Origin of the sequence: Microcoleus sp. T2B6, from assembly GCF_036700475.1 — a bacterium.
In the GTDB taxonomy this organism is placed as follows: Bacteria; Cyanobacteriota; Cyanobacteriia; order Cyanobacteriales; family Microcoleaceae; genus Microcoleus.
On record NZ_JAUBOZ010000026.1, the window covers coordinates 30852 to 43414 of the forward strand.

Genomic DNA, 12563 nt, shown 5'->3' on the forward strand with positions numbered 1-12563 from the left:
AAATACTGTGCCTAAAAACTTAACAAGCAAGAATTATACCATGCAGTTAAGAGTTTGCTGCATATTAAAAAAAATTGTGGATCGGGCCGCGAGACCCGATCCACATATTCACATAACAATTATGGTTCGATCGGTTGATGGTTCGATCGAGCTCACAAGGGCAAATGTTCAGAAGCCGATCGGCAAAATAAGACCCTCGCGGGCCATGACAGCCTTCGGAAAAGCGATTTGCACGTCTTCGGCGATGCGATCGAGAAAATCGTCAGTGTGAGCCGGATCATGGTGAAAAATCACCACTCGTTTCACCCGCGCCTCCTTAGCCATTCTCACCGCTTCCTGCCAAGTCGAGTGTCCCCAACCCACCTTCGGAGACTTGGGGTTGTGATATTCCTCGTCTGTGTACATCGCGTCGTAAATCAGCACGTCCGCGTCGAGGGCTAAGTTGTAGACATTCTCATCTAGCCGATCGGGAAAATGTTCAGTATCCGAACAGTAAACAACAGATCGTCCCTGCCAAGTCACCCGATATCCCATAGCAGTATTGGGGTGATTCAGAGATCCCGTCCTAATCTCAATATCGTCCAGCATCATCGTCTGGTTGTGATTGAGTTCGTAGAAATTCAAATCTGCCTGCAAACCCATCAGCGGTATCGGCGAATTCGAGTGGAGCACCCGTTCTACGAAGTGCCTTTTCATGCAATCTCCATCCGGCGGAGTCGCCCCGTAAATATCAAAGCTATTGCCGCGGATAAAAGCTGGGGCGAACAGCGGGAACCCTTGAATGTGATCCCAGTGATAGTGAGTAAAAAACATATAAGCTTGCACAGGCATTTCTTGCACCAACTGGTCTCCCAGCATCCGCAAGCCTGTTCCGCCGTCAAAAATCAAGCGTTTGCCAGCGACGCGCATTTCCAAACAAGAAGTATTGCCGCCGTAGCGAACAGTTTCTTGTCCGGGTGTCGGAACACTGCCCCGCACGCCCCAGAACTGTACTACAAAATCATCTATACCTTTTATTGATTCGGAGGGTTGAGGGCAATCAACGGGAGTTGCCGCTACTGAGGACAAGCTGATTTCCATTTTAAAATTCAGGCTTTAAGGTTCCACATTGTCCGTGATGGCGCAGCAGATGATCGCACAACACTAAAGCTACCATCGCTTCCACCATTGGCACAGCTCTTGGCAAAACACAAGGGTCATGCCGTCCCTTGGCAGCCAGCAGCGTTTCTTCGCCTTCTCGGGTAACTGTGCGCTGCTGCTGGCGAATTGTCGCAGTCGGCTTGAATGCCGCCCGCAAAATGATATTTTCGCCGTTAGCAATGCCACCCTGAATTCCGCCAGAGCGATTCGTTACTGTACGAATTACACCCTTATCATCAGTATAGTATTCATCATTATGTTCGCTGCCCTTGAGCAGAGTCCCGGCAAACCCGGAACCAATTTCAAAGCCTTTGCTGGCGGGCAAGGACATGATGGCTTTGGCCAAGTCGGCTTCGAGTTTGTCGAATACGGGCATTCCCAGCCCTTTGGGTACGTTGCGGGCGACGCATTCGACTACACCGCCGATCGAATCTCCGCTGTCGCGAACTTTTTCGATCAGTTCAATCATTCTTTCGGCACATTCGGCATCTGGACAGCGGACGATGTTGCTTTCTACTTGTTCTAAGGTAACAGTGTCCGGGTCGGCGACACATTCTAAGTCTTTGATGCGTTTGACGTAGCCGACTATTTCGACTCCTGCTGCTTGTTTGAGAATTTTTTTAGCGATCGCCCCTGCTGCTACTCTACCTATTGTCTCTCTCGCCGAACTGCGACCTCCGCCTTGCCAGTTACGAATTCCGTACTTAGCATCGTAGGTAGCATCAGCGTGGGAAGGGCGGTAGGTAGTCGCCATTTCTTCGTAGTCTTGGGGGCGCGTGTTTTGATTGCGGACTAAAATGGCGATCGGCGTTCCCAAAGTTTTGCCTTCAAACACCCCCGACAGAATTTCGCAGGTATCTGCTTCTTTGCGGGGCGTAGTAATTTTGCTTTGGCCGGGGCGACGGCGATCGAGTTCGGCTTGAATTTCCGATGCGTCGATCGACACCAGGGGCGGGCAACCGTCAATTACTACTCCGACACCGCCGCCGTGAGATTCCCCAAATGTCGAGATCCGAAATAAATGCCCAAATGTGTTCCCCATGATGCTTTAGCCTGACACCTAATAATTTTTAGCTTAAATGGAATAGAGATTTACTGTATTTATGAAAAATATACCATTGACGAGTAGGCGACCGGCGATCGCCCCACAGCATCACTCCCTTCCCACCCCTAGAAGAATATCTACCAGGGAGAGAGGGAGAGACAGAGAATAGGAGATCTCTGGAAACACACTTAAATTCATCCGTGTATCCGTGTCCGAATCCGTGTTGTGCCTTCCTTCTTCTTTAGTCTTCGTGTTCTTCAAAAGGATCTCTCAATTCCTTAGCGGGAGGGCCGAAAGCCGTGTAGATCGAGAAACCGGTGATAGCCACCAGACACACGCCCAGTGAAATGCCAAGAACTGCTGCAGGTTCCATATTTTTGATCGATTATGAGTGCTCCACTCTATAATATTACAAAAAATAACAATCCGTCTGAAAGTCTCGTGATTTTAGGCGCTGTACGGTATGGCAGCCAACCCCCACTCCCCGTTTTGCGAGTCCCCCGGCAGCATTTCTGAGAAATTGCGATCGCAATTAGCGGTAGAAATATGTCAAACTTTTCTGTAGAGATTCATTGCAGGTGACTTATGGCACAACGGACTTGGTTAGGAGATATACTCAAACCCCTTAACTCGGAATACGGCAAGGTAGCCCCCGGCTGGGGAACCACGCTATTGATGAGCGTTTTCATTGGACTGTTTTTCGTGTTCTTGTTGATTATTTTGCAAATCTACAACTCTTCTCTGATTCTGGAGAGTGTGGATATGGATTGGTCGAGTCTCGGCCGCTAAAAATTGATCGCAAAACAGTAAGGCTAAAAGTAAAAGCTGAGGGTTGAGGAGAAAGGGTAAAAGCTAAGTTTTCCCGTTTTTCCTTACCCTTTCCGATTACTTTTGCCATAAATAAACAAGAAGTAACTAAACAAATTGCAGGAGAAAAACCATGAATATTTTTGGCATTGGTTTGCCGGAAATGGCCGTTATTTTTACGATCGCCCTATTGGTGTTTGGTCCGAAAAAATTACCTGAAATCGGCCGGAGTATGGGGAAGGCAATTCGGGGCTTTCAAGACGCTTCGCGGGATTTTGAGTCGGAATTCACGCGGGAAGCTAAGCAGTTAGAAGAAGCAGTAGCAACTAGCCGCAAACCGGAAACTGAAAAACTCACGGCGGCTACTCCCAAGGAAGATAGCACAGACATTTAAATGAACAACACTCAGAAGTCGGAAACACCAGCGGAGTTAGTGATTCCCCAGCTAATAGTTGGCTTGGGAAATCCCGAACCTAAATACGATCGCACCCGACACAACATAGGCTTTAATGCTGTCGATGCCTTGGCTAAATCTTGGCAGATTTCGCTGTCGGAAAATCGCAAATTTCAAGGCATATTTGGCGAGGGAAACCGGCCGCGGGGACAGAAAATCCGTTTGCTGAAACCGCTTACTTACATGAATCTGTCGGGTCAAGCGATTCGGGCGGCGACGGATTGGTACAAAATACCTGCGGAATCGGTATTAATAGTATACGATGATATGGATTTGCCGATCGGGAAATTGAGAATGCGGCTTGCCGGTTCTGCCGGCGGACACAACGGCATGAAATCGACAATTTCTCATTTGGGCACAGACAAATTTCCCCGCTTGCGGATTGGCATCGGCAAACCTCAAAACGATGCTGCTAAAAATGAGAAAGATACGATTTCCTTCGTTTTAGGAAAATTTTCCTCAGAGGAAAGTCAGTTAGTAGAGAAAGTGCTTAAACTGGTTGTAGAAGCTGTGGAACTAAGCCTGCACCAAGGAGTAGAAAAAGCCATGAGCCTTTACAATAGTCGCACAATTGCAGAAACAAACGCGGAAACAAAAAGGTGAGTTCGAGACGTTTGCCTGAAACAACTGCATATGTCCGGGTTACTGGTCAATCTTGGCAAAAAGGCACGATTGAGGGTGAAGTGACTGCCGGCAATTTTGAGTGGCAGTTTCAGTGGCGTTTCACGTCAGAAAAAACACTGATACTTGAGCCTTCTCAGGGTAGGGCATTGATTCAGGAACCGCTGCACCGTTTTCTGGAAAAATGGGATTATCAGCTTGAACCGGGCGGGGATTATTCGTTTACGGTTCGGGCTCAGTTTTAAAATCTTGGTAATGGGAAATGGGGAAAGGGTAATCGGGAATAAAAACTTCCTCTATAGCAATCCTAAATGATTCGTGTAATTCTTGTAGGGGCAAACCCCACGCCCGGTTGCCCCGCCTTGGCTGGGGTAGGCACGGGGAGTAGGGGTAGCACTACCCCTACATATTTTTACAAATGATTTAGGATTGCTATAGTAGGGTATCCAGATTCCACTAATTGTTTAATTAATTATCGGGAATTGCTGTGATGGGAAATTGGGAAAGGGTGATCTGGAAGGCAAACTTTCTCTAGTAGTATCTCCCGATTCCAGTAATTCTTTAATTAAATCAGGGTTCATCCCTTCTCGGTAAGCCCCACAATAATACATTGTCAAAACAGCTTTGTAAGCCCAGTGATTTGATGGTACATCGGTAAAAGGATTTGGCAGGGTTTCAGCCTGATTCTGCACGCAAGCATTGAGAATTTGTTCTGGCGTTTGCTGCACTTGAACTAAAGAGTTATTTTGCTTTATTTGTGCCGGATTTTTCGCCTGTGCGGGAGATGAACAACAGGCACTAACTAGCAGTATAATTGTGGAAACGATTCTGAGTTTAAGCATCTAATTTCCTCTGGTGCGACAATATATCCTAACTTCCACTGCATTCCCTGAAAACTATGCTGGGTCGTACCCTCCGCAATCATTATCAAATTATCAAATTCTTGGGGAAAGGCGGTTTTGGACACACGTACCTAGCCAAAGATTTAGACTTACCCGGACATCCCCAGTGCGTTGTCAAACATCTTAAACCGCAAAACGCTGACCCTGACCTTTTACTAATTGCCAAACGCTTATTCGACGCAGAAGCACAAACTCTGTATAAATTGGGTAGTCTACACGACCAAATTCCCAAGCTTTCCGCCCACTTTGAGGAAAATGGGGAATTTTATTTGGTGCAAGATTTTATCGCCGGACACGACCTTACGAAAGAACTGATTCTAGGTAAAAAATTAAGCGAATCATATACTATTACATTATTGCACAATATCTTAGAAATTTTAGCAATTGTTCATCAGCAAAAGGTGATTCATCGCGATCTTAAACCTGATAATTTAATGCGTCGCCAAGATGGTAAAATTGTCTTGATTGACTTTGGCGCTGTCAAGGAAATTAGCACAATAGTTGTGAATGCTCAAAAGCCAACTAGCTTAACTATTGCAATTGGTACTCCTGGTTATATGCCGAGCGAACAAGCGAAGGGCAAACCTAGATTTGCCAGTGATATTCATGCAGTGGGGATGATTGGAATTCAAGCATTGACTGGTGAACATCCTTTTAACTTACGAGAAGATACGCATACAGGAGAGGTAATTTGGCGAAATCAGGCTCAAGTCAGTAATAATTTAGCTAATGTTTTAGATAAAATGGTGCGCGACAATTTCAGTCAGCGTTATCAAAATGCAGAGGAAGCATTGCAAGCAATTTTATCTTTGTTGTCGCCTCTCCCACCGCCACCACCGCCACCGACACCGACACCGACACCAAGTGCACCGACAAGGCGAGGTTTTTTACAATTAGTCGGTTTTGCGGGAGTAGGACTTGTCGGTGCAGTTGTGACTAAAAGTTTGCTGAATAACTCCTCTAATCCCCTAAAAACAGTTCAATTTGAAACGGTGACAGTGAATTCAACGGGAGAAATCACCAAGCGCAGCCAAAGTCAAGCACAGGTTTTGACAGAAACTATGGCCAATGGCATTACTTTACAGATGATGGCAATTCCTGGGGGCAGTTTCGTCATGGGTTCCCCCGATAGCGAAGCAAAACGAAGGCACGACGAAGGGCCACAGCATACTGTTAATCTCGCCCCTTTTTTTATGGGAAAATATGAGGTGACGCAAGAACAATGGGAAGCAGTGATGGGAAATAACCCTTCTCACTTCAAAGGCGCGAAACTTCCTGTAGAACAAGTAAGCTGGAATGACGCTGTGCAATTCTGTCAGAAACTTTCTCAAAAAACAGGGAAGAATTATCGCTTACCTTCCGAAGCAGAATGGGAATATGCTTGTCGCGCCGGAACTACAACACCGTTCTATTTTGGTGAAACCATTACCCCAGATTTAGTTAATTATGACGGCAATTATCCCTACGGTGCTGCATCCAAGGGACTTTACCGCGAGAAAACAACGGATGTAGGGAGTTTTGGGCCGAATGCCTTTGGTTTATACGATATGCACGGAAATGTTTTGGAATGGTGCAGCGATCGCTTTCATTCTAACTACAATGGCGCACCAACAGACGGAACTTCTTGGGAAACAGGTACAGATGATAACCGGGTGCTGCGTGGGGGTTCGTGGGCCAACAATGCGGTCTATGGCCGTGCTGCCGACCGCTTCTACGACTCTGCGGACCTCTCGGACCGGTCCCAGGGTTTTCGTGTAGCGGTAGCTGTGGCTGTCCCTTCCTCCCTGTCTTCCCTGTGAGGATTCTTCTCTACCCTTTTGCCCTTTTTCCCTTTACTCTTCTTCTCTTTTCACTTAGGTTGTCGCCAGAGGCGACTGGATTTATTTTTGGCACTCCTGGATGCACTCCCGACAAAGAAACCGGGTTTTTTACTTAATCTGTGGAGTACAGCGAAGGATATCCTCAAAAAACCCGGTTTCTGGCCACCTGTGCGTAAGTTCTGTTTGGGAAAATCACTGTCATTGTGTCAATGCTTTCTGTATAGACAAGTCTGCTGAAATAGTCTGGTTTATTTACGGAGGAGTTGATGCTGATTTAGGATGGGTTCCAGCGTAGTAAACTATTTTTTTTTCAGATTCACCGCCGAACACATTATAATTAGAAATATTGATTTTTATCACGAATAGTCGCATAGGAGATTTACAAAATGAATAACCTATTAGCAGAAACTTTTGCCACCGTCTCTCAACTACCCGAAGCAGAACAAAATGCCATAGCATCCTTAATTTTAGACAAGATATCAGCACCCAGAGTCGCGCCTTTCGTCATTTCCCAATCAGACATGGAAACCATAGAAAAATCATACATTTTCCGAGACAAGACAGAAGTCATTGACTTTATTAACCAATATCCGTTTTTACTTCCCGTTTTGCTAGAAGCATCCGTCCAGATTAGCAATTATTTTCCCGAACAAAAACTATTACTTCAAGTCATCAATGACCCCGAAATTCCTAACTATGTTCATCTGGTTCTCTCAATCATCTTGACAGACCTCGATCCCGATGAAGCAATGGATAGAGAAGACGAATTGCGTAAAAATTGGTCTAGGGAATTATCCCATGAAATTCGGGAGCATTTTTATACGATTTTGGAATATACTGATGAGTTTTGATTGGTCGCAATACCTAAATTTAGCAAAAGAACTTGCTGGTCAAGCAACTATTCCTGCTGAACAGGAGGCGCGATTGAGGGATGCTATCAGTCGTTCCTATTATGCTGCTTTTATCTTAGCGCGGAACTATTTGCGAGATAAACAAGGTCATTCCCTGCCAAAAACAAGCGATATTCACCGCTATGTTTGGCAAGAATTTGATATTAATCCTGACTCAAGATATCAATTAATCGCCGATAATTTAGCAGTGTTGCGCCGATATCGAAATCAAGCAGACTATGACGATAATTTTCCCTTATTATCTGCGATTGCTACTATTGCGCTCAAGCGTTCTCAAGAAATAATTTATAACCTAAATAATCTCTAAATATCAATTTAATCTGATAATGCTTTTTTGCTGGAGTCGGGTTTGTTGCTGGATAAGCCGGTGGAGTCATGGATCAAAATTTGGTGGATAAATCGGCTCAAACTCCAACGCTAAAAGTTGAAATAGCCTGGTTTATTTACGGAGGAGTTGGTGCTGATTTAGGATGGGTTCCAGCGTAGTAAACAAGCACCTTGCGTTTGTGTTCATCCGGTACATAAAATACTCTGTCTGAACTTGTTACTTCATATTCCCACGCACCTTGATAAAGTTTGCCTTTTAACGGAAAAACTCTCCTCGGTTTTCTCACCATCGGGCTAGTACATAAATCTTGATAGCAGCGACGAGCATTTTCAGGGACACGTAACAATAAAGCTTCCCAATCCCGGTTAACCCGTCGGTTTTTTGCTACTACTAACCAGGGCGATTCAGGCAATTGCGCGATAATTTCGGCTGCATTTTCTTGAGTAGATAGGGATATTCGGGGTGCTGTAAGTGCTTCTTCAGGCGGGATTACCAACTCGGAAAGCACGGGTACAGGTGCGGAAAGTTCTTCAGAGGAAACCCCGCTTTCTGAATCGTCTGGAGTGGGTGGAGTGTGCGTCATACCTGAGTCGATTCAGTAGTGCTTTCTATTTGAGGTGGTGTCAGCAAAACTTCGTCAATTTCATCGCTGAAAGCTGCTGCGAGTTCCGGGCTAGAAATTGCTTTAGCGCTTTCATGCCATTCATGAATTACAATCTCAATCTGATTCCACGCGCCCGATTCCGACTCAGCAAGTCGGTAAGCTTTTTCTAATTCAGCAATCAATTCGCTGAGTTCATCTGAGTCAAATGCTGTCAGCCAGTGATAGGGATTTTCTGAACTAATCGCTTCTCCCAATCGCAGCCGGTAAGCAGCGGCAGTCACTTCAAATACAGTCAAAGAAAGCGTCGCAGCTTTGACCCACAACGTCATCTCTTCCCGGCGCAGTAAAGCAAAATGCTGGTCGTTGCGAGTGATAGTGACAGGGTGCTCCATCGCCAAATCTAGAACTCGATTCGGTTGCTGGTTCAATTCTGTTGCGGTAATTAATTCATCGCCGTAAACAAAGCGCGAAGATTCACTTAGCATGGTTTTTGCGTCTGTATGAGTTCAGTATAACACAATTAACATCAATAATAAATGATTTGGGTTAGCGATAGCAAGGCTGATGCACTTAAACAGCTATTCTGATAAGTTAAGGTTAGTGGCAAGTAAGGCAATGTACTTAATGCACCCAGTTGCGGAGCGATTTCAGTAAACGTAAATCTGACTTTATCAACCATAATTTACTGCTTTTTCATCTGATCAAGCCTTTGCTAAAACAGCAGCAGATTCAAAATAGTTGTAGGAGTTTGTGGTAGAAGATAATTTGCTTTGATTTTCTAGGGTAATTATGTCTGATTATTGGAGTAATTCCGATAGAATAAAATGCAGTAGTAAAAGTTTGTCAGCGTGAGGCAAATGCTTCAGGTGTGGTAGAAGTTCAGCAAGCTGCATAAAAATTTCCCAAGGTTGGTTGTAGAGTAGAGGAATCGGCGGTTGAAACCGCGTCTAGACAAACGATGTCCCTCTCTAAGAGACTAAAGAATAAAGGCTAAAAATTTGGGAAGAAGGACTAAAGTCCTGACTGCGAACCTTTTGAACGTTCGGACATCTGCCGCATTCCCACAGCCAATACGCTCAAAAACAACAGCCCGATCGCCCCAGCTAGCGGATTGCCGTTAACTCCTGTTACCCAATCGGGAACAGAGGCCGAATATCGCACTAACTGCCCGATGTTAATAATGTAATATCCCCAGACTAAACCTGCATGAAGCCCGATCGACAAACCGAGGCGATTTTGGCGCGATCGTTTTCCCCAAACCAGAATCAAACCCAGCAACAACAACCCCGGAAACTGCGGCCAACTCTGCAGCATGGCCGCGACAGGTTTGATAAAATGAGATAGGGCAAACACCAGGCTATTCGCCCACAGAGATATTTTATAATTGTAATCCCGCTGCAACTCGTCCAGCAACCAACCCCGGAATACCAACTCCTCCGCAAAACCGACTCCAAGGGCGCTTAACAGCCCTTCTGCGATGATTCTCGGCAAATTATCAGAATTTTGCCACGCGACTAAGCCGAACAGCCCTTGCACCGCAAATAAGCTGAAAGTGAGCAAAAGCCCGATCGCCAATCCAATTAAAAGCTCAAAACCGTTTTTTCGCGTATTGATTAAACCGTAACTTTTGAGTAATTGGGTTTGTCCGTAAACCTTTTTTCCCCAGCGCGGCACTAGGAACAGAAACTCAGCAAATAACAATCCCATTGTCAGAATAGTGGCGAGGTTACTATCTTTAACTAAGATATAAATTGGTGCTGCTAGCGGCAGCCAAATTGCTAGCAACATTAATAGGAAAATTATTACACGTAGAGGAAATGGATAACTGGCTATTATTTGGAGGCGGTTAATCATTGTTGTAAATGAGTTGAAATTGGGTAAATCGGCTTATTGGTCTGTCGGACTGTCCGACAGGGGTTAAAAACCCCTGTCTCATAGCGAAAGTCCTCTCAAAGAGGACTGAAATTTATCACAATCTAATTTAGGTTGGCAGTCGGTTTTAACTCACATCTTGCACCATTCTCAATTACTTGTTTAGGAACAGGCAAGATGCCTGTTCCACAAGAAGACTCATTCTTTGTGGAACGGGCATCTTGCCCGTTCTTGACAAGGGTGCAAGATATCAGTTTTAACCGACTTTTGCTATAAGACGGGGATTTAAATCCCCGGCGGGCTTGCGGGTGAATGCGAGAACTTTTGGCTGAGTCAGGCTTGAGTAAATCCGAGAGTTAGAATTTGGTAAATCCGAGAGTCAGGCTTGAGTAAATCCGAGAGTTAGAGTTGGATAAATCCGAGAGAATGTACAAAGCAGACGGAAAAAGCTAGAATGGCATCGTATCGGTTGAAACTTTAAATGAAGCAAAGCTATAACATAAGGTAACAATGACTGAAGCCTCGGATTTTTCAAATGTCGATCGCGAATTAGATGACACCATTTTAAGCTTCGCAGACATTCAGGCAGAACTCAACCTGCGCCACGCTAAAGATGCTCTGCGAGATATAGTAGAAAATCTCGACTTGACAGTTCAAGAGCGAACTGGACTAGAACCGGAAATTGGCGGGTTGGAGAAAATGCTCGACAAGCTAGAGCGCGCTTGCGTGCAAATAGCTGTGTTTGGGATGGTGGGAAGGGGAAAATCTTCGGTTTTGAACGCGCTGCTAGGTCAAAATGTGTTTGAAACTGGCCCGACTCACGGGGTGACTCGCACGACGACTATCGGGCAGTGGGATGTCGGAGAGGGAATTGATGAGAATTTGCCCGATGGCTTACGCCCCGCTACGCTACGACTTTCGCCAGTTATTTACCGTTTGTCGCAAGTAGAATTAATCGATACTCCGGGAATAGATGAAGTTGACGGCGAAACTCGCGAAATGTTGGCGCGTCGCGTTGCTCAACAAGCAGATTTGATTTTGTTTGTAGTTGCTGGCGACATTACAAAGGTGGAATACGCAGCACTTTCGCAGTTGCGGGAAGCCGGAAAACCGATGTTATTAGTGTTTAATAAAATTGACCAGTATCCTGATGCAGACAGGCTGGCAATTTATCATAAAATTCGCGACGATCGCGTGAGAGAATTGTTGTCTCCCGATGAAATTGTGATGGCGGCGGCTTCGCCTTTGACGGCGAGGGCGGTGCGCCGTCCCGACGGAAGTATGGGCGTGCAAATGACTCGCAGTTTGCCACAAGTGCAAGATTTAAAATTAAAGATTTTGGAGATTTTAGACCGGGAAGGCAAATCTTTGGTCGCGCTGAATACGATGCTCTGTGCGGGGGATATTAACGAGCAGTTGGTGCAGCGAAAAATGGAGATTCGAGATAACGCGGCTAATCGAATTATCTGGAATGCGGTAATGACTAAAGCTGTGGCGATCGCACTTAATCCAATTACTGTAGTTGATATTCTTAGCGGTGCGGTAATTGATGTGGTGATGATCTTAACTTTATCTAAAGTTTACGGCATTGCGATGACGGAAGCGGGCGCGGTGGAATTGCTGCAAAAGATTGCGATTAGTATGGGGGGAATTACTGCGGGCGAATTGCTGGCTAATTTTGGTTTGAGCTCGTTGAAAGGATTGTTGGGTTTGGCGACGCCGGCGACGGGGGGTTTGGCTTTAGGGCCTTATTTGTCTGTGGCGGTGACGCAAGCTGCGATCGCGGGGGTTTCTTCCTATGGTATCGGTCAAGTTACTAAGGCTTATTTGGCTAATGGTGCTTCTTGGGGAGATGATGGGCCAAAGGCTGTTGTGAGCAAGATTTTGTCTTCTTTGGATGAGGATTCTATTTTAAATCGGATTAAGGAAGAGTTGCGGGCTAAGTTGGATTTGGGAAGTGTGGAAAAACAGAAATTGCAGTGAGAAGAAGGAAGGCACGACACTGATTTTGACACGGATACACGGATTAATTATCGACAGTGAGTAGTTATTTGTTAGT

15 protein-coding genes are annotated in these 12563 nt (G+C 45.5%); 8 read left to right on the top strand and 7 right to left on the bottom strand.

Annotation, left to right across the window (positions count from 1 at the left end; translation table 11 throughout):
- Positions 1-168 precede the first annotated feature (168 nt).
- From QUA00_RS14140 to psbN, 3 genes are all read right to left on the bottom strand, one after another.
- Positions 169-1080 carry an MBL fold metallo-hydrolase gene (locus QUA00_RS14140; RefSeq protein WP_333141908.1) on the bottom strand — a complete coding sequence of 304 codons (912 nt, stop codon included), beginning with the start codon at positions 1078-1080 and terminating at the stop codon, positions 169-171.
- 1 nt (position 1081) lies between these two features.
- Entirely contained in the window at positions 1082-2182 is a 1101-nt protein-coding gene (gene aroC / locus QUA00_RS14145) for a chorismate synthase (protein WP_333372165.1), read from the bottom strand.
- Between the two features lie 244 nt (positions 2183-2426).
- On the bottom strand, positions 2427-2558 hold the full coding sequence (gene psbN, locus QUA00_RS14150; RefSeq protein WP_190742515.1) for a photosystem II reaction center protein PsbN: 132 nt from the start codon (positions 2556-2558) through the stop codon (positions 2427-2429).
- A 212-nt stretch (positions 2559-2770) separates the two neighbouring features.
- On the opposite strand from psbN, the gene psbH reads away from it, so the two are divergent.
- From psbH to QUA00_RS14170, 4 genes are all read left to right on the top strand, one after another.
- Entirely contained in the window at positions 2771-2974 is a 204-nt protein-coding gene (psbH, locus tag QUA00_RS14155) for a photosystem II reaction center phosphoprotein PsbH (RefSeq protein ID WP_015176007.1), read from the top strand.
- 151 nt (positions 2975-3125) lie between these two features.
- Positions 3126-3386 carry a TatA/E family twin arginine-targeting protein translocase gene (locus QUA00_RS14160; protein ID WP_333141910.1) on the top strand — a complete coding sequence of 87 codons (261 nt, stop codon included), beginning with the start codon at positions 3126-3128 and terminating at the stop codon, positions 3384-3386.
- A complete protein-coding gene (gene pth, locus QUA00_RS14165; protein WP_015176009.1) occupies positions 3387-4049 on the top strand; it encodes an aminoacyl-tRNA hydrolase in 663 nt (220 codons plus the stop codon).
- Complete coding sequence (locus tag QUA00_RS14170; protein WP_006633689.1) at positions 4046-4312, top strand: DUF3146 family protein; 267 nt, start codon at positions 4046-4048, stop codon at positions 4310-4312. Before pth ends, QUA00_RS14170 begins: the two co-directional genes overlap by 4 nt.
- A 219-nt stretch (positions 4313-4531) precedes the next feature.
- Here QUA00_RS14170 and QUA00_RS14175 read toward each other — a convergent pair whose 3' ends face one another.
- Positions 4532-4909, bottom strand: coding sequence for an S-layer protein (locus tag QUA00_RS14175; protein WP_333410017.1), 378 nt, complete (start codon positions 4907-4909; stop codon positions 4532-4534).
- Positions 4910-4965: 56 nt separating this feature from the next.
- On the opposite strand from QUA00_RS14175, the gene QUA00_RS14180 reads away from it, so the two are divergent.
- From QUA00_RS14180 to QUA00_RS14190, 3 genes are all read left to right on the top strand, one after another.
- A complete protein-coding gene (locus QUA00_RS14180) occupies positions 4966-6768 on the top strand; it encodes a bifunctional serine/threonine-protein kinase/formylglycine-generating enzyme family protein (protein WP_333410018.1) in 1803 nt (600 codons plus the stop codon).
- A 407-nt stretch (positions 6769-7175) separates the two neighbouring features.
- The gene (locus QUA00_RS14185; RefSeq protein WP_333410019.1) at positions 7176-7640 is read left to right on the top strand and encodes a hypothetical protein; all 465 of its coding nucleotides are present in this window, start codon (positions 7176-7178) and stop codon (positions 7638-7640) included.
- Positions 7630-8007: a HEPN domain-containing protein gene (locus QUA00_RS14190; protein ID WP_333141914.1), complete on the top strand. Its 378-nt coding sequence runs from the start codon at positions 7630-7632 to the stop codon at positions 8005-8007. The genes QUA00_RS14185 and QUA00_RS14190 overlap by 11 nt, the downstream gene beginning before the upstream one ends.
- Before the next feature lie 136 nt (positions 8008-8143).
- Here QUA00_RS14190 and QUA00_RS14195 read toward each other — a convergent pair whose 3' ends face one another.
- The 3 genes from QUA00_RS14195 to QUA00_RS14205 form a co-directional block, all read right to left on the bottom strand.
- On the bottom strand, positions 8144-8611 hold the full coding sequence (locus QUA00_RS14195; protein WP_333410020.1) for a hypothetical protein: 468 nt from the start codon (positions 8609-8611) through the stop codon (positions 8144-8146).
- On the bottom strand, positions 8608-9117 hold the full coding sequence (locus QUA00_RS14200; protein WP_333141916.1) for a hypothetical protein: 510 nt from the start codon (positions 9115-9117) through the stop codon (positions 8608-8610). Before QUA00_RS14200 ends, QUA00_RS14195 begins: the two co-directional genes overlap by 4 nt.
- A gap of 526 nt (positions 9118-9643) precedes the next feature.
- On the bottom strand, positions 9644-10486 hold the full coding sequence (locus QUA00_RS14205) for a type II CAAX endopeptidase family protein (protein ID WP_333410021.1): 843 nt from the start codon (positions 10484-10486) through the stop codon (positions 9644-9646).
- A 528-nt stretch (positions 10487-11014) separates the two neighbouring features.
- Here QUA00_RS14205 and QUA00_RS14210 point away from each other — a divergent pair.
- Positions 11015-12487: a GTP-binding protein gene (locus tag QUA00_RS14210; RefSeq protein ID WP_333307867.1), complete on the top strand. Its 1473-nt coding sequence runs from the start codon at positions 11015-11017 to the stop codon at positions 12485-12487.
- Positions 12488-12563 lie beyond the last annotated feature (76 nt).